General features: G+C 56.6%; 21 protein-coding genes. 17 read left to right on the top strand and 4 right to left on the bottom strand.

Annotated features, from left to right (window positions below):
* Positions 1–17: 17 nt before the first annotated feature.
* Positions 18–581: a nucleotidyltransferase family protein gene (locus FXO12_RS28500; RefSeq protein WP_034126216.1), complete on the bottom strand. Its 564-nt coding sequence runs from the start codon at positions 579–581 to the stop codon at positions 18–20.
* A gap of 472 nt (positions 582–1,053) precedes the next feature.
* On the opposite strand from FXO12_RS28500, the gene FXO12_RS28495 reads away from it, so the two are divergent.
* From FXO12_RS28495 to FXO12_RS28455, 9 genes are all read left to right on the top strand, one after another.
* Positions 1,054–1,770 (top strand): LuxR family transcriptional regulator, encoded by a 717-nt coding sequence (locus tag FXO12_RS28495; protein ID WP_054898586.1) that lies wholly within the window; start codon positions 1,054–1,056, stop codon positions 1,768–1,770.
* Between the two features lie 159 nt (positions 1,771–1,929).
* Positions 1,930–2,505: an acyl-homoserine-lactone synthase gene (locus FXO12_RS28490; RefSeq protein ID WP_057977594.1), complete on the top strand. Its 576-nt coding sequence runs from the start codon at positions 1,930–1,932 to the stop codon at positions 2,503–2,505.
* Between the two features lie 139 nt (positions 2,506–2,644).
* Entirely contained in the window at positions 2,645–3,238 is a 594-nt protein-coding gene (locus FXO12_RS28485; protein WP_160049787.1) for an NAD(P)H-dependent oxidoreductase, read from the top strand.
* Between the two features lie 13 nt (positions 3,239–3,251).
* The gene (locus FXO12_RS28480; protein WP_054898587.1) at positions 3,252–3,782 is read left to right on the top strand and encodes a DUF2867 domain-containing protein; all 531 of its coding nucleotides are present in this window, start codon (positions 3,252–3,254) and stop codon (positions 3,780–3,782) included.
* On the top strand, positions 3,779–4,978 hold the full coding sequence (locus tag FXO12_RS28475; RefSeq protein WP_057977589.1) for an AfsA-related hotdog domain-containing protein: 1,200 nt from the start codon (positions 3,779–3,781) through the stop codon (positions 4,976–4,978). Before FXO12_RS28480 ends, FXO12_RS28475 begins: the two co-directional genes overlap by 4 nt.
* 13 nt (positions 4,979–4,991) lie before the next feature.
* Positions 4,992–6,137: an NADPH dehydrogenase gene (locus FXO12_RS28470; RefSeq protein WP_057977587.1), complete on the top strand. Its 1,146-nt coding sequence runs from the start codon at positions 4,992–4,994 to the stop codon at positions 6,135–6,137.
* Position 6,138: 1 nt separating this feature from the next.
* On the top strand, positions 6,139–6,909 hold the full coding sequence (locus tag FXO12_RS28465; RefSeq protein ID WP_057977585.1) for an SDR family NAD(P)-dependent oxidoreductase: 771 nt from the start codon (positions 6,139–6,141) through the stop codon (positions 6,907–6,909).
* Between the two features lie 8 nt (positions 6,910–6,917).
* A complete protein-coding gene (locus tag FXO12_RS28460) occupies positions 6,918–7,685 on the top strand; it encodes an SDR family oxidoreductase (RefSeq protein WP_057977583.1) in 768 nt (255 codons plus the stop codon).
* A complete protein-coding gene (locus tag FXO12_RS28455) occupies positions 7,666–8,103 on the top strand; it encodes a hypothetical protein (RefSeq protein ID WP_057977582.1) in 438 nt (145 codons plus the stop codon). The genes FXO12_RS28460 and FXO12_RS28455 overlap by 20 nt, the downstream gene beginning before the upstream one ends.
* A gap of 215 nt (positions 8,104–8,318) precedes the next feature.
* Here the strand turns inward: FXO12_RS28455 and FXO12_RS28450 are convergent, their stop codons facing one another.
* Together FXO12_RS28450 and FXO12_RS28445 are read right to left on the bottom strand one after the other, a co-directional pair.
* The gene (locus FXO12_RS28450) at positions 8,319–8,840 is read right to left on the bottom strand and encodes a DUF2846 domain-containing protein (RefSeq protein ID WP_014719182.1); all 522 of its coding nucleotides are present in this window, start codon (positions 8,838–8,840) and stop codon (positions 8,319–8,321) included.
* Positions 8,841–8,903: 63 nt separating this feature from the next.
* A complete protein-coding gene (locus FXO12_RS28445; protein WP_240521356.1) occupies positions 8,904–9,377 on the bottom strand; it encodes a hypothetical protein in 474 nt (157 codons plus the stop codon).
* Positions 9,378–9,906: 529 nt separating this feature from the next.
* Here FXO12_RS28445 and FXO12_RS28440 point away from each other — a divergent pair.
* From FXO12_RS28440 to FXO12_RS28420, 5 genes are all read left to right on the top strand, one after another.
* Positions 9,907–10,308, top strand: a complete 402-nt coding sequence (locus FXO12_RS28440; protein ID WP_082631566.1) for a GFA family protein — start codon at positions 9,907–9,909, stop codon at positions 10,306–10,308.
* Between the two features lie 137 nt (positions 10,309–10,445).
* Positions 10,446–11,279 (top strand): hypothetical protein, encoded by an 834-nt coding sequence (locus FXO12_RS28435; protein WP_057977578.1) that lies wholly within the window; start codon positions 10,446–10,448, stop codon positions 11,277–11,279.
* A 173-nt stretch (positions 11,280–11,452) separates the two neighbouring features.
* The gene (locus FXO12_RS28430) at positions 11,453–12,793 is read left to right on the top strand and encodes a hypothetical protein (RefSeq protein ID WP_057977576.1); all 1,341 of its coding nucleotides are present in this window, start codon (positions 11,453–11,455) and stop codon (positions 12,791–12,793) included.
* Between the two features lie 4 nt (positions 12,794–12,797).
* Positions 12,798–13,289 carry a sorbitol dehydrogenase gene (locus FXO12_RS28425; RefSeq protein ID WP_057977574.1) on the top strand — a complete coding sequence of 164 codons (492 nt, stop codon included), beginning with the start codon at positions 12,798–12,800 and terminating at the stop codon, positions 13,287–13,289.
* On the top strand, positions 13,286–15,523 hold the full coding sequence (locus FXO12_RS28420; RefSeq protein WP_057977573.1) for a GMC oxidoreductase: 2,238 nt from the start codon (positions 13,286–13,288) through the stop codon (positions 15,521–15,523). Before FXO12_RS28425 ends, FXO12_RS28420 begins: the two co-directional genes overlap by 4 nt.
* A 129-nt stretch (positions 15,524–15,652) precedes the next feature.
* Here FXO12_RS28420 and FXO12_RS28415 read toward each other — a convergent pair whose 3' ends face one another.
* A complete protein-coding gene (locus tag FXO12_RS28415; RefSeq protein WP_057977571.1) occupies positions 15,653–16,102 on the bottom strand; it encodes a GNAT family N-acetyltransferase in 450 nt (149 codons plus the stop codon).
* Between the two features lie 437 nt (positions 16,103–16,539).
* On the opposite strand from FXO12_RS28415, the gene FXO12_RS28410 reads away from it, so the two are divergent.
* The 3 genes from FXO12_RS28410 to FXO12_RS28400 all read left to right on the top strand — a co-directional run bounded on the left by FXO12_RS28410 (position 16,540) and on the right by FXO12_RS28400 (position 21,835).
* Complete coding sequence (locus FXO12_RS28410) at positions 16,540–16,773, top strand: DUF6124 family protein (protein WP_034126203.1); 234 nt, start codon at positions 16,540–16,542, stop codon at positions 16,771–16,773.
* A 1,562-nt stretch (positions 16,774–18,335) separates the two neighbouring features.
* A complete protein-coding gene (locus FXO12_RS28405) occupies positions 18,336–19,598 on the top strand; it encodes a reverse transcriptase domain-containing protein (protein WP_057977569.1) in 1,263 nt (420 codons plus the stop codon).
* Between the two features lie 296 nt (positions 19,599–19,894).
* A complete protein-coding gene (locus tag FXO12_RS28400; protein WP_060773051.1) occupies positions 19,895–21,835 on the top strand; it encodes an RNA-directed DNA polymerase in 1,941 nt (646 codons plus the stop codon).
* The last annotated feature ends 2 nt before the right edge of the window (positions 21,836–21,837 follow it).

The following is a 21,837-nucleotide window of genomic DNA, read 5'->3' as shown; positions in this document are numbered from 1 at the left end:
TCCTACAGCATTGGGGCTCAGCCCGGCTCGACTATCTTGAGCCACGGCCAACGCGCCTGATAACTCCTGGCCTTGTGCAAAAACAGCTCCGGCTCCGGATGCAAAGGGTTGATACGCAACACCCCCTGCTCCACATCTTCCAATCCATAAGGCGCATACACCTCACCGCAAGCGATATCCAGCGCAATGCACGTGCCCGCCACCAGGTAACGGTCAACGCCCTGCCGAGCCGAATGCAACTGCGGGTAAGGCCGGCCAAACCGCTGACCATACCAAAGGTGCACCCGCGCCTGATTCCTGACCTCCACATTCACCCCCAGGTCTTGGAACAGCCCCTGCGCCGCACGAATTACCGCGTCTTCCGCCTCGTAGGACAGGTCCTCGTCAAAGTAAAAAACGTCGTAATCCTTCACGCCCTGAGCCGCCGGCAGATTCGCCTGATGGTTCCACACGGCCTGGAACAAACAGCCCGCCGTGAGCATGCACTGCTGCACACCAAGATCCGGCAAGCGCGCGGTGAGTTGCGCATTGATAGGGTTGGCCATGGCCAATTCGAGCAGGGTGTCGACCGTCAATGTCATGTTCAGTCCTCCATAATCTGGCGCAACAATACCACCCCAACATGTCACTGCTGTAGGCGCGGGCTTTTCACACCGAAACGAATCAGAAGTTTGACGAAATCACCTCGCGCCCTGCGTACAACTCGGCGCGAAGCCGAACAAATGAAACCAACATGAAGAATGGCCCCGGCTGCTTGTAAAGCAACTTTACGCAGCACTACCCTTACACGTCTTACCTCAGCTACCCCCGCTGAAATTGATCAGAACACCGGCTAAATGGAGTTCGCCCCTTGCACGCTCCACTGCTCACTCTTAAAGGTGCGTATCGCGATACCTGCAACGCCTTCTCGCGCCAAAAGTATGAAGGCCGAGTGCGCTGCATAAATGTGTCTAACTTTAACGCCGAGCATCTAAACCCACACCGTTGATGACACCGGCGTAGTGCCGTCATCGTTTTCGGCGCAGATAGAGCGTAAAGGTCAATTCAAGGAGAATGACAGTGAAGTGGATGGATGATGTGCTGGACACGATCGACAATGCCCGAACCGAAGCTGAATTGTTGGCTCGGATCGTCAGCACGGCAAAACACCTGGGGTTCGACTATTGCGCCTATGGAATCCGAATCCCTATCCCCGTCACCCGCCCCAAAATCGTTATGAGCAATAATTTTTTGCCTTCATGGCGACAACGCTACGCCCACTGCAAATACATCGCCGTGGACCCGACGGTACAGCACTGCACGAAATCGACGATACCGATTGTCTGGGACGAGCAAATGACCCGGCAAAACCCGCAGATGTGGGAAGAAGCCCGTGGCGCCGGGCTGGCCCATGGTTGGGCGCAATCCTGCCTGGACGGCCGCGGCAGCGGCGGCATGCTGACACTGGCGCGCTCCAATGACCCTATTACGGCCCAAGAGCTTGCCGCCAATCAAAAATACATGCGGTTTTTGGTGCATGTCGCTCATCAGGGGTTCTTGCGCGTGCTGACGCCGCACTGGCAGTTACCGCAGGAAAAAACCCTGTCGCAGCGTGAATGTGAAGTGCTCAAGTGGGCAGCCGACGGCAAGACCGCCCACGAGATCGGTTTGATCCTCTCGCTATCGCGGGAAACCATCAAGTTTCACCTGCGCAATGCAGGCTCGAAACTGGGCGTGCATAACTGCACCGCTACCGTCGTGCGCGCCACTTCACTGGGCTTGCTCGTCTGACACATACCTGATTGGCGCACCCCTGATGCGTTAATGCCGCTCAGTGTGAACAACAACAATAATACGCGCACCCTCACGACACACCTGCCCAAAAGAGCAGTACCTAAGTGTTCGATTATTCTGCCGAATGGCCCCTCGTTTTTTTGCCGAGGGTTCCTCATGTATATAACCACGGGTACGCGCCTGACATTACCGACCGAACTGTGGCAGGCCCTGTTGCTGTATCGCTATCGCGTATTTGTCGAAAAACTTGGGTGGCATCTGGACTGTGCGGTCGGTGAGGAACTGGACCAATTTGACCGCGACGACACGGTGTACGTAATCGCCCGTCAAGGCCCACACATCGTCGGTGTGGCGCGGCTGCTGCCCACGCACAAGCCCTATCTGCTCAAGGAAGTGTTCCCCCAGGTGCTGGGTGGCCAGGTACTCCCTCATTCTGCGCACATCTGGGAAATCTCCCGGTTTGCCGCCGTCGACCTGCAACAACAGACCTTCACGGGCCACTCCCTGTCATCGCCCAACGCCGTGGCGCTGCTGCACGAAGTGCTCACGGTCGCCGCTTGCCACAAGGTTCGCCAATTGATCACGGTATCGCCGCCGGGAATTACCCGCTTGTTGCGCAACGCGGGTTTCGACGCTCATTGCGAGGGCAAGCTCACCGTGATCGAAGGGCACAAGATCATGGCCAACTGGATCAGTGTGCCGCCCTGCCTGGCTGATCGAGAAGTGGCCTGAAGCAGCGCAAATGGCCTGCCGCTGCGGGCAAGTCGGCCGAGCCGACTCCCCAAAAGGTTAGGTTACAACCTCAGGCGCCTGCTCTTAAATAACGCTGCATCGGCATTCCAACCGACTATAAATGGGACACACGATCTACATGAAAAAAGTCATTGTCATTTCTGGCCATCCTGATCTTTCGGTTTCCCGCGTCAATACCGCGATCATGGGCAAGATCAGCCAGCGTGGCGTCAAGGTCCATAGTCTGGCCAGCGCGGTGACGCCCACCGGGTTCGATATGGGTGCAGAGCATGCATTGCTCAATGCCCATGACCGCATCGTGTTGCTGTTCCCGTTGTACTGGTATTCCTGCCCGGCAATCATGAAACAGTGGATCGATGAAGTCTTCACCCCCGGCTATGCCTACGCACGCGGCGGCGACAAGCTCAAAGACAAGGAATTCATGATCATCACCACGGTGGGTGCGCCCTCCTCCGGCTACCGCGCTGGCGGGTTCAACCGTTACACCCTGGATGAATTGCTCAGGCCGTTGCAGCAGACGGTGGCGTACGTCAAAGGCATCTACCTGCCTGTGGTCGGGATTTACGAATCGGTGTTCATCGATGACGAATCAATCGACGTCACCGCTCGGAATGTCGCCGCACAAGTGATTGAGGACCAGGCCAGCGCCGACCAACTCTACGAGAACATGCTGTTGCAGGCCGAGCAGGCACAAATCGCGCTGCTGCAATAAGGTGCCCTCACGCATGAAGACGTCAAATAACCAGATCCCCCCGTGCGCCAGCCTGGTGGCCGCGCGCAACGAGCTGGGTTTTCTGCACTCTGCCAGCGCACTCATCGACACCCAAGCCACGCCACTGGAACTGTACTGCCAGATGACCGCCGCGACGCCCGCCTGGCTCAAAGGCGCGTTCAGGTTGCGCGACAGCATCTCACAGCACTTTCACGTCGAGCGGATCGGCGGGTTCTCGGGTGTCACACCCCAGTGCGCCCCGGTGGTCGGCGAAAAGCTCGATTTCTTCACCATCGAAGCCATCAGCGCACAGAAGCTGGTACTGACCTCACGCGATACCCACCTGGCGGTCATGGTCTCGATCGATACACCTCTCACGCAACCGCGCTGCCTGCATATCACCACCTCCGTCAAGACCTACAACACGTTCGGCCGCCTGTACATGCTGCCGGTGGCGCCGGTGCACGGGCTCATCATCAAGCGTTTGCTGTCCCGTCTCCCCCTACATTCCCCAACTCGCTCACTTGGAGATCGCAACTCATGAACAGCGCAGACTCAATTGACCCTCATCTGTTGCACAAAGACACACCCAGGGATGTATTGATCGGTCGACCCAGGCTGATTCTGCCCAGCTTTCTCAGTGCTTCGATCGGTGCCGACATACTGGCTGGCAACCCCCAGGATCAGGACCTGTTCAAACAGCTGTACCGTGCCCAAGACGGCCGGTATGTGCTGCGCCATCTGCCCCTGACCCTCAGTGCGGAACAGGCCGGCACACTCTCCACCTTCGAGGTCCGCCTGGCTGACTTCTATACCGAGTGCGACGACCACTTCATCCTCACGGCTGAATTCATCCCCCACCAGGCCCAACGCTACCTGGCCCAGCATTTTCAAGGCGGTGATGCCCACATACCGCCCGACCAGGTAATGCGCATGATCGAATGCCTTGAGGCGCTCGCGCAGTGGGACAAGGCCAGGCAGGGCTCTTACCTGTTGATCAACGACACCAAGAATTACTACTTCTACAACAAACAGCACGAACATGTACCGGGCCTGATGTTGATCGAAGTGGCCAGGCAAGCCATGTACCACTACGTCTACAACTACTTGGGCCATCAGCGCGGTGCGGTTTCCATTTCCATCGAAGACTTGCGCATTTCCTTCAACGCCTACACCGAATCGGCTTACGAGGTCGAAGTCGTGGTGCAACAGACCCACGGCCTGAAGCGATCACAACCCAAGTCCATCGACAAGTGCGCAAACTTCTATCAGAACGGCCGGCTGGTATCGCGTCTCTGGCTGCAAGGCGCAGTGATCAAGTTACCGCTGTTCAAACGCATGCGTTCGTTGAACTACCCTCAGGATCACTGGTTCACCCCTTCCGATCGCTTGCCCAAGAACATCCTCGTGCATCACGCCGACAGTGCGCTGCAAGCCAGGCTGAGCCTGCTCTCGGTACTGGGCGTGCTGGTGACTCACCAGGCCGAAGGCATCAATTGGAGCACAGTCACGACCGTATCGCTGTATATCGAAGGGGGCGGCTTCCTCAGCCTGCCCGTTGCTTCGACTTGCTCCACCGGCGAACCCGACCAGCGCGTGCTGGTGTTCGACAAACTGTCCAAGAGCCAGGCCAGCGAACTGCGTGAAACGATCAAGTGCCACTGCTTCTTTGCCGGGCAGATGCAATGGAACGCTGGCTCTTCACCTGACCCTCTGGCCCCCGAGCAAATCGTGGCATGAGGATCCTGCGGCCATGAGCTATGAGTTATCACGACGCCCACTGATGATCGGTCAGGGCGTTTCGCTGAAAAACCGCATGTATTTCGCGCCGATGGGCATCGACCTGGCCACCTCGGACGGTTCGCTGTCCGAGGAAATGCTCAGTTTCTATCACCATGTGATCGACGGTGGCTGCGCCATGGTGGTGCTGGGCAACTCCTCCATAGCGCCCTCCACGCGTCTGCATGCGCGTGGCCTGTGCCTGCACAGCCATGCCAACGTGGAAAAGCTCGCGCCGCTGGTGGAGTACGGTCGCCAGCGGGACTGTCCAGTGGTGGTGCAGCTTCAGCATTACGGCGCCCAAGGTGGCACACAGATCAGCGGCCAACCGCTGCTTTGCCCGAGCCGCAGTGCGTTATCCGGCAGCCGCGGCGCCGAGGCATTGGAGATGAGTGTCGAGGACATCGACGCCGTTTGCGATCAGTTTGCTCAAGCGGCTCTGCGAGCCAGACAGGCCGGCGCCAGGATGGTCCAGCTTCAGGCCTCCAACGGCTACCTGCTGAGCAGTTTTCTATCGCCCTGGACCAACCATCGCCATGACGCTTACGGCGGCAGCCCGCTCAAGCGAGCGCGGTTTCTGTTGGAAGTCATCGACCGCATTCACAGGGTTACCGCAGGAGAGCTGGAGGTTTCCGTGCGCCTGGGCATTGATGATTGCGTAGGCGCCAACGGGCAGCAACCGGAACTGCTCCAGGATGTGGTGGCGGCCCTGGAAAACGCCGGGACCTCGGCAATCATGTGCTCGATCACCATCAAGGAAACCTTCCGCTACATGCTGTCTGCCCATCCGACGATTCAGCAACAGTTCGTCGAAGGGGTACGCCTGATCAAGTCATTCACCTCGCTGCCGGTCGGCTATGCCGGTTTCATTGGCTCCCTGCAGGAAGCAGAAAATCAACTGCAGCTGGGTCACTGTGACCTGATCGGTATGAGCCGAGCCCTTTTTGCCGATAACGGCCTGATCAACAAATCGCTCGCCGGCCATGAAGACAAGGTTCAGCAATGCCGGTTTGACGGTAACTGCTTTCGGGACAAGAGCAACCCGCAACTCGACCGGGTGTATTGCTGCGTGAATGAGCACTACAAGCGTCCCGCTCACATCCACTACGGAAATCAATAACATGGAATTTCAAGACAAGAACATCGTCATTACCGGCGGTGCCAGCGGCATCGGCCTGGCGGTGGCAAAACAACTGGCCAAAGCGGGCGCACGCCTGTTCCTGATGAGCAGGAACCAGCAAAAGGCCGACGCCGCTCTAGAGATACTGGGGGCTTCGGCGCAGTTCATCTTTTGCGATGTGGCGTCGCACACCTCGGTCGCCGAGGCATTCGCTACGGTGGCTGGCGAGGTGGATCAGTTGCACTTTGCAATCAACAACGCAGGCATTACCGCCCCCTACGCGCCGATCGCGACCAGCGCACCGCAGGATTGGGACAGGGTCATCCACACCAACCTGAACGGCCCTTTTTACTGCCTGCAAAGAGAACTGGAACTGATCAGCCGGTACCCCGATGGTGCGATCGTCAATGTGTCTTCGTGCGCGGGCGTGATGCCTATGGCCAATCAGGCCGCCTACGTCGCCAGCAAGACCGCGCTCAATGCCTTGACGCAGGTCGCCGCGATGGAGAATGCCTGCGACAGCGAATCCGGTTTTGCCGTACGCGTCAACGCCGTAGCGCCCGGGCCGACACTGGGCGGTATGAACTCTGCGGAACGGCTGGCGGCCCATCCGGAGAACACCCAGCGCAAGCGTGACGTGACCGCCATGAAACGCTTTGCCCACCCAGAGGAAATCGCCGACGCGATCGTGTTTTTGTTGAGCCGCAGATCCAGCTACATCACCGGCTCGGTGCTCAGTGCCGATGGCGGCTATCACATCGGCAAATTCTAGGGGCAATCATGGCTAGCATATTGATCACCGGTGTGAGCACCGGTATCGGCAACGCTCTGGCGCGTTATCACTTGGCCAGGGGCGACGAGGTGCTCGCGGTATCACGCAATCCTGCGGCCAACATCCCGTCACAGGAGCGCTTTCACTTCCTCAGGTGCGATTTGACCGATATCGACCGCGCCCCGGCAATCTTGCAGGCGTTGCTGTCGCGCTCCCCTGCTCCGGTAGACACCGTCTACCTGAATGCGGGTCGGTTCGGCAGCCCTCCACAACTGGCCACGCAAACCTCGATGCAGGAGTTCAACAGCGTCCTGGCACTTAACCTGGGCGCGGTAAAAATGGTCCTGGATATCCTGTTGAGTACGACGCAGCCTCCCAGCACCGTGGTGTTTTCATCATCGATTTCGGCCGTGCGCCAACGTGCCGGGATGCTCTCATATTCGGTTTCCAAGGCGGCGTTGAACGCTCTGGCAAAGATCTATCACCTGGAAAACCCACACACATTCTTTGCCGTGCTGGGGCTCTGCAACGTCCAGACGGCGGTGGCGAAGACCATCATGGCGGCGGATGAACGCTTCGGTGATCTTGTCGCACTCCGCCAACGGGCGGCAGTGCCCGGCTACATCGTCGACGCAGAATCCCGCGCTGCGCATATCGTTCAGGTCTTGGCCGAGCGCCATCATCTTGGACTGAAATCGGGTGAGTTCCAGGAAATCCGCGACTTGTTGAACCAGCCACTCCAGGAGGAGACCCGCAATGCCCCAATCCACCCATGAAAAAATCGTACGTGTCGGCGCTGCATACGACATTCTCGCGATGGCTCCCTTCGCCTTGCCGATCGTGTCCGTCTGGGCCTATGCACTGATCCAATGGGTTGATTTGCAACTGGGCTTCGACAGCCACTTCTCGGCGCTCGACCCCACGGCTATGTTCCTGCTCAACATCGGCGCTTGGGCATACCTTGTGTGGGGCGTTGTACGTTGGCGAGCCCCTACCCGCGAACATGCCCGTCTCAGCGCCCTGCTACGCGTGATCGTAGTGGTAGTGCAGGTAGTGGCCGTCAGCAGTGGCGCTTCACCTTTCCTGCTGGTGCTGGGTGCCGTTCAATTGTTGCTGGCGGTGCTGGAGTTTTCGCATAGGTTATTCGAGCGCAACGCTGCCCCATCCAGCCGAGAAGAGGCACGCGCTTACTGATGCCTCCGGGGGCCAACCTGGCGCTTGATGAAGGCCCGCCCTCTTCTCCTCGACATCGCCCCGGACCATCACCCACTGAGCGTTCCTGCTTACCCCTAGCTTTAGTCGGATATTTCTGGGGGGTCAAGCGCGCCAGCTAACAACCCCACAGTGCCGCGGTAGTGTGGGGTTGTTCTCTGTCGGCAAGTTGGCTTTAGATGATGTTGGACGCGTGGTTACCGTGCGGTTGCCGGCAACTCCTGGCACCACTTGATAGAACGCAGCGCTTCCTCGGCAGGCACAAGCGCGTAGCGCGAGTAAAACATTGTCCCGCTGAAACGACGGCCGTCGACTTCACCCAAGGTCTGCCCATCCTTGTAGTCAGAGGTGCTGAGTTGGTCGGCGATGTAATACACCTTGCCATTCTCGACGGTGATATCGAAACGCTGGTTAACCATACCGCTGATGATCGGTGGCGAGGTGGAGGCGACGCTGTGCTTGCCGGCGGGAATGCCGGCCTTGAAAAAACTACCGGAAGGCAAGCTGCCGATGGTGCGGCCATCGACCTGAATAGTCGGGGCGACCCCGCCACCGATGCTCGCCGCCGTGCGATAAAAGTAAACCGTGGCCTCATCCGCACGAGGTTCAGCCGGTGACGTGAAGAACGGTTGGCCTTTGAGGTCCGGACCGCTGATGCAACCGGTCAGTGAGACCAGGCCTGCGAACAGGCTGGCCCAAAGTAGCGTAGAGCGCTTCATGCATGAATTCCTTGAACGTGGATCAATGGGCGTCGGGTTTGATGACTGTTACCGGTACCGGCTTCAAATCGTGCACAACCCTTTACCGAAGTCAGTGGCATCAGAACTCGGCCAAGGCGCAAAACCACTCTTCGGTGTCAGATTCACGATGTTCCGGTCCTTGAGCATCGGGTACTTGCGCTTGAGCGCCTGCACCGTGTCATCGGCATTGTTCACGTTTGACAGGCAAAAGCGCAGGGCATCGACGCGCAGATCACCGATATAGAGAGTTTCCCCGGCCTTCACTGAGAAAACCGCAGGCACCGGGCGCGGCATCGACTTACCCGCGTAATACACGTAATGCCACTGCGTGTACTCATACTCACCCGGTGGCACTTCATACATGAAGTAATGGCCCAGCACAGAGGGGGATGGCTGATCATCTTCATTGCCCAGCGTCGTCAGCCGTATTGCGGTGCCGGGGGCTCCCTGTTGCTTGATCTCAACCACCAGCCCATGGGGCTGCATCATCGGAAAGCTCTCACCAACCGAACCCACGATGATCGCCTTACTCGGGTCCGGTGCGTGCTTGCCGTCGTAGCGTGACGTAGCGCACCCGGATAGAAGCGTCGCGCAAAGTGCGACTGCGGCCCAGACAAGATGTTTACTGCTGACTTTCCCTAGCATTGGTTTTTTTTCCGATCAGTAATCTTGCAGTTCGTAGAGCCCAGCCGAGCGAACCAAACGTTCGCACATCTGGTGCTTCGTTGCTGGCTCGTCGGCCTCTATTGTCCAGCTACCCGCACCTTGATAACAACCCACTCCTGTAGGAGCGAGCTTGCTCGCGAAAAACTCAAACGATCACGCAGCGCCTGAAGGCAAAATCCGATTCCCCTGCCGCGCCTTGCGCCATCGTGCCAGCTTGTGCGCCCCTAAGGTGGCTCGGGCGCTGAATTGTTCAGTGATCGGGTTTAGTAGCCTGAGGGTTTGTCCACACCATGTGCACGAGCGTCATCGACCAGCAGCTATCGGTCGACTGACTGGAGTGGGACGGTTACGCTGAAGTTTTCGTATGGCTGGAAAGCGCATGACAAAGGTGTACCAAGGAAGCTGCTTATGCGCAGCCGTCACTTACGAGCTATCCGCCACGCCGACAACAGTGAGCCATTGCCATTGCCGCCAATGCCGCAAAGGCCATGGAGCCGCATTCGCGTCTTACGGCAGTGTTCCCCGTAACGCACTACGAATACTTTCCGGCGCCACGAGCATCAGAACCTATGCATCCTCACAGGCGGTGTCACGCGAATTTTGCACGCACTGCGGCTCGACATTGTTCTGGTCACGCTCTCAAGGCGAGTTTGCCGATTGGGTGTCGATAGCGTTGGGCACCCTCGACACGACATTCATACCTGAAAAGCAAAAACACGTTCACGTCGACTCTGCAGTCTATTGGTACGCGCCGTCCAAATCATGTTCCCAGGGAGGGTGACGGCTTTCAGTCCCTATTCAGTTAGTTACGGTAGGCAGCAAACGATACAGAGCGCTTTACACAGTCTCGACCAGCACAAGACGCTCATTAGCACTCAAGGCAAAATATCGATTTGTGTCATTTCAAGGAAGGCAAGAGTGTCCATCATTAAAATGAAATCACGGGCCGATTGTCGGCTCATCTCCATGCTGCTGTTATTGGCAGGTTCAATGCCCCTCTCTGGTTGCCATCGGTTGACACCCGACCAGCGAGTGGATGCCTGGGTTGATAGCGGTGGTAAGTCCGCTCCAACTTATCTCACCTCAGAAGAAATCAAGCGCATAGAAGAGAGGCGTTATGGCAGGGTTTTAGGCACTACCTTGGCTCAAAATGTGTTCTGGGCGAATGGCGAGGGACTGCGAGGCAGCGTGAAGCTACGTATGAAGCTTGATCGACAAGGCGACGTATTGCGCTGCGAGGCGCAGCCAATGGACGCTGGAAGTCCACCAGGCTTTACGAATCTCGTCACGGATGTGTGCTGGAGCAGTATCTGGGAGAGCGTTCCGGAAGGTCTTCAGGATCCAGTTGATGGCACCTTTGAGGTCACCGCGCCTTTGATAGCTTCTGGTAATACCTCACCCATTTCTGATTACGAACGCAGACACCAGAGGGCTGCTGTTGAAAGCCGTTTTTTCTGGGACAACGTGGTGGCCAAGCAATCAATAAATGCGTTCGGCCAAGCACGCTTCGAATTCACTGCCAACGCAAAGGGCCAAGTCGCACGTTGCGATGTCACGTTGAAAAAAAACTATCTGCGCCCTGAACATTTCCACCCGGATCCGGCGTTACAAAAGGCACTTGCAACTCAATGCTTGCAACTCGATCTGCAACAAATGTCAGGGTTTCGTGTAAGGGAAGATGGAGTAGCCCACCGCGTCGTTTTTGTGGAGTACTTGCCTTGGAAAAAACAGGTGGGGAGATATTCAGAGTAAGGCCCGCACTTTATGCGCGATCCTGCTTATCCATACCTTTAGTCGGATATTTCTGGAGGTTCAAGCGCAACGGCTAGCCTTCAGCCTAGCGTAAGGGATAACGCTGAACTATCGGTCCATGAAGGGCCAGTACGCCTCGTCGTCCCGACGCTTTATCTGCTGAGGAGACGATAATGAAAATAACCTTGAAACGGTTGGCGTGCCTGGGTGCGAGCTTCACCAGCGTGCTCGCCATGGCCGATGCGGCCAGCCCGCCGCCGCTGTCACCTGCGATTCCCTTCGACGTCACCGCCAATGCCCCCTTCACCCTGGACAACCTGCAACACGATTTCGACGTGCTGTCGTGGCAGACCTTCGTCGCGCTGAACTGGCCCGCCAACGCCGACGGCAGCGCCAATACCTCGGCGCAGATCGGCGCGCCGGGGCAGACGGTGTGGGAGTCGTGGAAGGAGAGCTACGAGATTTTCCTGCCCCAAGGCCAGAAGCCTGTCGCCTGGAACCAGAAGTCGCCGCTACCCCCGGCCTGCCAAGGCAAGGGTGACCTGCCCGTGCTGCAGCAGATGGGTAAGGTTGCTGGTGTGCTCGACGAGACCATCCAGCCGTTCAAGACCGGCCCACTGGTGGACCAGAACGGCACTTACACGCGCAACGCGATCATGGTCAACCAGCCGATGTTCGACGACATCGTTAATAAGGGCCTCTACAGCAAGGAAGGCCAACAGGCTTTCTTCACCAAGGCCGAGAACCGCATCGCCTTCTCCTGCGGCTCGCAGCAAGACAAGCATGTCGGCGCGATCATGGTCAAATCGGCCTGGAAGGTGCTCGGCGGCAACGACAACTCGCAGGACTTCCACGCCGTCGACGCGCTGGTCTACACCCCAGGCAACGCCGACCCGAGCAAGGGCGCGGTGATCCCCGAATCGTGCAACGTGCAGAAGGTCGGGCTGGTCGGCCTGCACATCGTGCACAAGACCAAAGATGCGCCGCAGTGGGTGTGGTCAAGCTTCGAGCACGTGCGCAACGTACCGGAAAAGACCACCCCCATGAACGAGCGCAAGGGCCCCTACCTGTTCTACAACGCCCAGGCCAGCGACCGCCCGGTGAACGAGCCGCCCGCGCAGCCGTGGGACCCGTCGAAAAAGGCCACGCCCTCGCAGATCGTGCGGGAAATTCCGCTCACCGCCGCAACCCACCAACTCAACGCGCAATGGCAAGGCGCGCTCAAGGGTACGGTGTGGGCCAACTACCAACTGATCAGCACCCAATGGCCAACCGCCCCCGCCGATGACTGCCAGGTGCCGTCGCCAACCAACCCGCTGGGCACGCCTGCGCCGAACTTCCTGGCCAACGCCACGCTGGAAACCTACAACCAGGGCACTACGCCGCAGGCTTCATCCAGTTGCATGGAATGCCACAACAACGCGACCACCCGGGTGACCCAGTCACCGCGCACCAGCTTCGCCGATTTCACCTTTCTGCTTGAACGTGCCCAATCCACCGGTGCCAAGGAGTGATGCCATGAGCGACCCGAACCTGCAAGACTTCATCGACCTGTCTGCCGAGCTCACTGGCCTGTCAGCCAAGCTGCTGGCGCCTGCCGTCGACCCGATCAACCTACCTCCGGTGTTTTTCGACACCGCCCAGCAAGGCATGGGCACCGAAGCGTTCAGCAAACTGCTGAACCTGTACGTCCCTATCAAAGGCCAACCCCATGAGCAGATCGCCAACGCCATACTCGGCAGTTCGGACCCGCAGATCGCCAAAGGCGCCCGCTCGATCATGAAGCTGTGGCTGCTTGGCAGCTGGTACCAGCCTTATGACCAGGGCACCGCCAACGAGCATGACATCCGCGTAGTCTCCGACGAGGCTTACAAGGAAAGCTGGGCGTGGAAAATCGCCCAATCCCACCCCATGGGCTACAGCGAGTACCACTTCGGCTACTGGGCCGAGCAGCCACCGACCCTCAAGCAATTCACCGGTGTCGACGCCAAGGAAGGGCAGCAGCCATGAGCACTCTAAACACCCAGAACATCGAAACCGCCGACGTGATCGTCGTGGGCGCCGGCATGGCCGGCAGCGTCATGGCCTACCAGCTGGGCCTGGCCGGCTTGAAAGTGCTGGTGCTTGAGTCGGGCCCGGCGATACCGCCTAACCGCAGCGAGTACCTGGAGCGTTTCTACACCGCCGTGCTCAAGGCGCCCGAGTCGCCCTACCCACCGGAGCAGACCGAGCAGACCCCGGCCAAACAGTTCGCCCCGCGAGCGACTATCCAGGACTTGATCACCGCCGGCAGCGACGACAAGGACAAGGTGCAGAAGAGCTACCTGGTACAGAACGGGCCGCAACTGTTCGCCAGCACCTACGAGCGGGTGGGCGGCGGTACCATGTGGCACTGGATGGGCACGGCTCTGCGCCTGTTGCCCAACGACTTTCGTATGCAGACCAAGTACAAGGTCGGGGTCGACTGGCCGATCAGCTACGACGACCTGCAAACCGCTTACTGCCGCGCCGAGGAAGAGATGTGCGTGTCCGCCGATGTGGCGTCGCAGAGCTACCTGGGCGTGACCTTCCCCCAGGGCCACCAATACAGCATGCACGGCATTCCTCCATCGTTGGTCGACCAGGGCGTGGGCAAGGCCATCAATGGCACGCAGTACCAGGGCTTCACCCTCAACGTGCGGCAAACTCCAGCCGGGCGTAACTCGCAGAACGACAACGGCCGCCGGGTATGCGCCGGCAACACCAGCTGCACGCCGATCTGCCCGATCCAGGCGAAATACGACGCCACCGTGACCATGGCCAAGGCGCTGGATACCGGCAACGTGCGTATTCTTTACCAGTGTGTGGCGAGCAAGGTGCAGGTCGATGCCAATGGGGTCACGGGTATCGATTTCATCCAGTACCAGAACAACGGCACGCAACAGAACGGCACGGCCCAGGGCAAGCGCTACGTGATCGCCGCCCACGCGATCGAAACGCCCAAGCTGCTGCTCAACTCCATCAGCCCGCACAGCCCCAACGGCGTGGCCAACAGCAGCGGCCAGGTCGGCAAGTCATTGGCCGACCACCCGGTGTACCTGGCCTGGGGCCTGATGCCTGAAGGCAAGCCGTTGTTCCCGTTCCGTGGGCCACTGTCCACCTCGGGGATCGAAGACATGCGCGATGGCCCGTTCCGCAGCGAGCGTGCCGCGTGGCGTATCGAGATCGGCAACGAGGGCTGGAATTGGTCGGCGAATGATCCGTACACCACGGTCTGCGATTTTATCGACGGCGACAACAATGGCGGCACCAACAATGGCGGCGCCGACCACAAGAGCGAGGCATTGTCCGGCGTGGCGCTGGTGCAGAAGCTCAACAGCGTGCTGACCCGCCAGTTCCGCCTGGCCTTCTTGATTGAGCAAGTGGAGAAAGACCCCGAGCATGCGCTATGCCAGGTGGAGAGTAGCAAGCATTTCACCGACGGCTTGGGCCTGCCTCGGCCAGAGATCGCCTACGAACTGTCCGACTACACCAAGGAGGGCTTCAAGCAGGCGCGCCTGGCCGCCACGCATATCATCACCAAACTGATGGGCGCCACCGAGCTGACCGACCTGAAGCCCAAGCTCAAGCCCGGCTCGCAAACCGTGTTCGAGTACGACGGTCAGAACTACGCCTTCTACGGCGCTGGCCACCTGATGGGCACCTACCGCATGGGCTCGGACCGCAGATATTCAGTGGTGGACAAGGACCAACGCAGTTGGGACCACCCCAACCTGTTCCTGGTGGGCGACGGCGTGTTCCCCTCCACCGGCACCGCCAACCCGACCTTGACCATCACCGCGCTGACCTTCCAGGCCGCCGACGTGGTCGCCAGCGATCTGCTCAAGCGTACCGTGCAGGTGCAGGCCAGAGACCCCTGGCAGGGCACCGGCGTGCAGATCAACGGACAGAGCTGGCAACTGGCGGTGTGCACCGGTGGGCAGTGGACGGCCAACCCGGGCACCGGGATGGTCGGCGCGGCGGGCCACCCAGGCCTGACCGCCAAGCCCGGCTATACCTTGCCCGGTCAAGCGGAAGGCGCATTGATCGGGCGTATCGGCACCAGCGGCGCGCCGTTCCTGGTCGGCAACCAGGCGCAATTGCCGCGTGGCCAGCAGGGGGAGTTGCAGTTGTGCATCAATGACGACCTGGCCGGGCGTTACGGGGCTGGCCTGAGCGATAACCAGGGCAGTCTGTCAGTGGAGGTACGTTTCGGGTCGGTGTAGGCGTTGTCATAGCAACCCCACAGTGCTGCGGTGATGCTGCAGTGCTGTGGGGTTGCTCTCCCAATCCCGTCACTTACAAGCTATCGGCCACGCCCAACGCAGTGAGCCATTGCCATTGCAGCCATCGCCTCAAAAACCGCCAAGCCGCATGATATGAGTCGCCTGAGCCTCATCTGTCCGCTTGAAGCCACAGCGCTCATAAAAGGCGCTTCCTTCAACCGTATCCGTGAAAAGACGCACGACCTGAAACCTGAGAGCTGCACGTTCAACAAGCGCCTTTACCAGCGCCTGCCCGACGTGTTGCCCCCTTGCCGAAGCTGCGACGTACACCCGCCGCAGTCTGGCCACGTTATTGTCAGCATAGGGATCAACTGAAAGACCGCCGATGCCTATCAATTGCTGGTTTAAATAGGCCGCCATCAGACACTCGCCGGGTGCATCAAAGCGGTTTGCCCCGGAGTGCCATTCGTTAATCAGACGCGTGAGAAACCTGAAACCCTCGCCAATCGCTTCCTTTTCCAGCGCCAGTATCTGGCGCGGAAGGTGGGTGATCCGTTGAACCTCATATCGTTCATCCATCCCTGCCTCCAATATGAAACTCGTTCAATGCTAACAATTTCGTTTGAGGTGACGAACACGCCTGTAGGAGCGAGCTTGCTCGCGAAAACCCCAAACGATAACGCAGCGCCTGAAGGCAAAATCCGATTCCCCTGCTGCACCTTGCTCCATTGCCTACGCCTGCGTCAGAATCCGCCGGCTTGTGCGCTGAGGTGGCCGTCTCTAAGGTGGCTCGGTCGCTGAATTGTTCAGTGATCGGGTTTAGTAGCCTGAATTTGGGTATCTATAAGTGCATGAGCGTCACCAATCAGACAGTGCGTCTGTGCTCGATGGTGGCTGTGCGTAGGGCGTCTTCGGGCGCGCCGGCTTTAGATATCCACCGGTCTACTAACCTGCGTACAGCTGCCACCCACTGTTTAGTAGCGGAAAGGTGGTGGCATCACTCAGGATGTCTACTCATGTCAAAAGCAGATTCAACAACGCTCTTCACCGTCGCCCCCAACGCCAGCAACGAAACCCTCATCACCAACAGCTACGAAACCTTCACCAGCGTCAGCACCCTGCTGCTCGACCTGTCCGAAGACCTCAACGGCAAACACCGCGACATCGCCCTCGCCATCCACCAACTGAGCGAACTGGGCGTACTCCTCACCGCCAGACTCCTTGACCGCGAAGCGGCCTGCCCTGGCTGATGATCATCTCGTCAACTCGTTAGCCTGATGACTCGTCGCGTCGTTGTAAGTCACATACAACGACTCGGCAATTTGGCGCTTGATGGCATTGGGGGATTCAGCCTCGGCACAAAGCCCTCTGCGATGACGAGAGCGACGACTGCTTTCGGCCCAGAGTGTGTAAATACTTAGCAGGAACGTGCGGCACTGAGGTAAAGCTAGTCTGTAGATGTCAAACCGAAGGGATGCCCTCGAATGACGGGATCTTCTAGAACCAGTGTTCGTGCATTTTCGAAAGAAATACAGGGGTAATCGGCAGACTGGATGCTGAACCGATGACCGAGTCGATCCCGCACTTCGGACACAGAGCGGTGCTATCTAGATCAACCCACTCAGTGATTTCTGAGGGCGAAAACACACTTAAACAGTAAAAACAGCCACAGTGATCGCTTGCTTCAATTTGAGTACGGTGATTTGTAGAAAATAGGTGCGCTGAAATCACATCCATGGGCAGGTCCTTAAGCTCCAAATTTACTAGCATTACTTTCTTGCATCAGAGTACATCAAGAGTCTTCCAACGTTGTTACGATTGCCCAAAGTGATAACGCAGGATTGCCTATGAAACGTATCATCCAAGGTGACTATCGCGGACAAAGCACCCTGCTTTCGGCGAAGAGCAGACAGTCGATTCGTTTCTGATTTCGCCCCATCCGAAAAGTATTTAGCTTGTGCTGTAGACAGTTATCGCTAGCCTTAGAGGCTGACGCCGGATTGGGAACATTCACTTTCGCGTTATTTTCAAGCGCGCAGTCTTATGAAATCAGTGCTCATCCTATCGCTTTCCAATAGACGACCCACCAAATAGATGGCTTTTGGCCGCACGGCTGATTAATATCACGATGCCTCGCCTGCTTGCTGGTGCAGCCGCCTCACAGCACTGAACCAAGTTTGACAGACGCCAGCCATCTCTCTTCGGAGGTTGCTGTCCGGGTCGCGACCAAGATCGCCGTTAAGGCTTCGCGGTCTCCCGAAGGTAAAGAACACCGCTCGACTGCTGCGTCAATAACCGTAACTCTGTCTGTACGTTGGAGTCACCAGACGGTTAGCAGCTTTATTTTCAGCGCGTTGTTCGATGTTCAGCCGCACGGCGCGCGCTTGACCGCGAAACCCAAAAAGGTACGATTCGCACTTTGGCGGGACCTTCGGAGGACAATATGCGGTCGTGCAAAAACGTGCCAACCTGGCGCATAGCGCGAGCTTAACCCCGAGCGCCAAAAAGCTGCGATTTATCGTATTTTGATGGAGTCTTTGGGGGTGATCATGCGTTCATGCAAAAACGTGCCAGTTTGGTGCTCCTCGCGTCACGGAGTTTCGTGACTGCGAGCAGCCTCGCCTGCTTGCTGGTGCAGCCGCCTCACAGCACTGAACCAAGTTTGACAGACGCCAGCCATCTCTCTTCGGAGGTTGCTGTCCGGGTCGCGACCAAGATCGCCGTTAAGGCTTCGCGGTCTCCCGAAGGTTGGAGGTCCTCTGTAGCAGTTGGGTGAGAGTTCACTGGTGTCTCCCAACAAACAGGAGTTTTTATGGCTTCGTCGCTTTACCGTAGGATCTACAGCGGCGATTCGCTGTATTCGGCTTGGAGGAAGGTCAAAGAAAGCGCCTTTTCTTCATCGTCCGAAACTATCCGTAACGAAGCCAAGGATTTCGAGAGCCAGCTCCCCAAGTCGCTTTCCGACATCCAGCGCGCGCTATCCAAGAAGACCTTTAACTTCCAAAAGCAGACCGGTGTGGCAAAAACCAAAGCCAACGGTAATTCTCGCCCGATTGTGCTTTCACCTATACCGAACCGAATCGTCCAGCGGGCTCTACTCGACGCCTTGTCCCGTATTAAGTTCGTGAAAGAAACGCTGGCTACGCCTACGAGCTATGGGGGCATAAAAAACAAACGGGTCTCGATGGCGATAGCCGACGCCAAAGGTGCCATTGCCCAAGGAGCCGCCTTCCATATCAGGTCAGATATTGCCGAGTTCTTCACTAGGATTGATAAGGCCCGCGTGATGAAACTAGTGGCCCCTCACATCAAATGCCCAGACACAGTTGCTTTATTTCAAGCTGCTATAACCACAGAACTTGCAAACATTGACGTGCTTCGACGACAGGGTCTCGATGAGATTTTTCCCATTGGGGTAGAGGGTGTAGCCCAGGGGTCTCCCCTGTCGCCACTCATAGCCAATTTGTACCTCCATGATTTCGACAAAACCATCAATGATGGGGAGGTCACATGTCTTCGATACATCGATGACTTCCTGATCCTCGGCAAGGACATGGGCTGTGTGGACCGTGCTTTTAGCAAAGCACAGACTGAGCTTAAAAAGCTCTCACTCGAAGCATACCGGCCCTCAGTTGCGAGCGACAAGGCTTCAAGGGGCCCTACAGCTAAAGGATTTGATTTCCTGGGCTGCTTCGTTTCGGCAGGATTGGTCCAGCCATCTACAGGCACGAGGGAGCGATTCAAGAAACGGATCAAATCCGATTTAGACGCATCAATACGCATGATGAAATTCAGTGGTGACGCTGGCGATATATCCCCAAAGGGGACCTACTCTGGTGTGCTACAGAATCTCGACCGAGTAATTCTGGGTTGGGGAAAGGCTTTTTCCTTCTGCAGCAATGGCCAGTGGATAAAGAGCTTGGATGACTACATCACGAGTACATTGGCGCAGTATGAAATAGAGAAAGCGAATCTCTTTCAAAAAACAAATGGCACAGCTCAGCGTAGGATGTTGGGGGTAAGGCTGCTTGCAGCAGTCCACTCGGAGCACCCTGAGCCAGCGCAGGGCATTTGAAGGGCCTAATGCAGAGCCGTATACCTTTGAGCAGCATATGACTATCCCACTCCGCACGTTTTTCCCAAACCTAAATTACAAGGACCGAAAAGGGGACAGATTTATTTTTTCCTAAATAAATCTGTCCCCTTTTCCACTGTAGTATCTTGTGCCGACTAATGAAAACTGAGCGGGCCGTCCATTAGATCTTTTGCCGATGGAAACTGCATAGCTCCGTCGAAAATCGGCTAAAACTTGCAATTTTTACCCAGCGAACATATCAGCCCCTGCTTTGAGTGAGACTCAATGAAATGCGTGTGACTGAAGAACAAGTCCAGCTTGCCTATCGGAAGCTGAAAAGCCTCGTCTATTTTGACAAAACTGACCTCAGGCTACGTGCCAGGCTTGCAGCCTTTGAATGCGGCAAAGACTTCCACAAAAAACTCGCTGCCGTGCATGAGGTAGTAAGCGCGGCCCAACCATCCTCTTCCCCCAAGTTTCAAAGGTGGCTGAAAGACGTCGGGTACCGATTAGTACCAAAAAAGCTCAAGCTGAGTCCACAAGACCTACCCAATGCACAAATTCACAAAGGGCGATTTATCACTAACGTGACGACCGCTCCGACCATCGACGTTGATAAAGTTAATTTTTTCTTTGACGGGCCAATTGAACTCCATCTCATCGCGGTCCTTTGGATCATGCTCGAAGGGCGGCTTCTAGATGAGGCGCTCGATGATGATTGCTGCGGATCACGGTTGTCGAGTCACCTTAGTAACAAGGAAGACGATTCTCTAGCGCTGTTCACCAAATACCACGAGCAATATTCACGGTGGCGCGACACTGGTATTCGTAAAGCCAAGAAACTGCTAGTGGAAGAGCGGCGTAACGTCGCAATTTTGGGCCTTGATGTGCAGGAGTATTACTACAGGGTTAATATCGACTTTGACGAGGTTAGCTCTTCCATTGAAACCGCGAGGAGCAAACCATCAAAAAATAAAAATAAATCCAGCCCACTTCTTTCATGCATTAAAACTATTGGTGAATCCTATCGTGATTGCATTTCGCCTGTATTGAGCCTAACGCATCCAGACATTGCTGGCAGCGTAGTAGGACTTCCAATCGGGCTTTGTTCGTCCCTAATTCTTGCCAACTGGTATTTACAAGGTTTTGACTCTGCGATAATGAGAGAGGTACGCCCAGCCTATTATGGTCGATATGTTGATGACATACTGCTCGTTGTCCCTCTTCCCTCTGACCCATCTGATAACAGCGAAAACCCGGTCGCTGCCTTCATTGAGACCTTGCTTGTTAATACAAGTATTCTTCGCGAGTCAGAAAAAGGCGCATATGAGATTTGCGTGCGTCCAGGCCTCCTATTGCAACAATCTAAATGTATCTTGCAATATTTTGACGCCCGCCATTCAATTGCTGGCTTAGAAAAATTTCAAAAAAAGCTTGAACATAACGGAAGCGACTTTTTACTACTTCCAGTCGACGAGACGGATAACTCCATGGAGGATGTTGCCTACGAACTACTTTATGAAGGTTCAACTAATAAGTTCCGAAGCATTAAAAGTGTATCTGAGAACCGGTATGAACTTGCTAAGCACTTGGCAAAACAGGCCATCCTTTATTTAATGACGGATGACCCACCCGACAGAAAGGTTAGCCTAGGCCTTCAGAAATTTTTTAAAGGTCGCAGCGCAATCGAGTTTTTTGATTTATGGGAACGTGTTCTCACACTGCTAGGCATTGCAAATGACAGAATCACTTTCAATGCTTTCAGCAAGCAACTGAAGACAGAAATTTCGCGAGTACGCGGCGGCGACGCAATAGTTACTAAACACCTGATAGCTGACCTCAACATGCATCTTGAGCTTTCAATAGCCATGGCCGACGCAGTCAGTGCAGAAGATGTCGGCCTTTCTGAGCTTGTTGACGAAGTCCACTCAGAGTCGCTGCGTAATGCAAACCTACTGCGGCACCATTTTGTTCGCAGACCTCTATTAAACTTTACAACCTACAAAGGTCCGCTGAGCGACAGAGCGAAAAAACTTTCAGTAAAAGTAGACCCACGTAAAACCAAGTACTCTCCTAGGTTCGTCAATTTCGACGAATGCATGCTGTTAGTTTACAGCGGTGTTCTCCCTCGCGGAACAAATACAGTTTTTGAGCAAGCATCTAAAATTTTTGAAGCCATTAATAGGCACCCTGTTGCTGGCGTGATTTGGACCGCACCTATGAGCAATGAGGAATAATC

It is taken from the genome of Pseudomonas sp. J380, from assembly GCF_009827115.1.
Classification (GTDB): Bacteria; Pseudomonadota; Gammaproteobacteria; order Pseudomonadales; family Pseudomonadaceae; genus Aquipseudomonas; species Aquipseudomonas paracarnis.
Note: the sequence above shows the minus strand (reverse complement) of the source record. Positions and strands in the feature narration are given on the sequence as shown.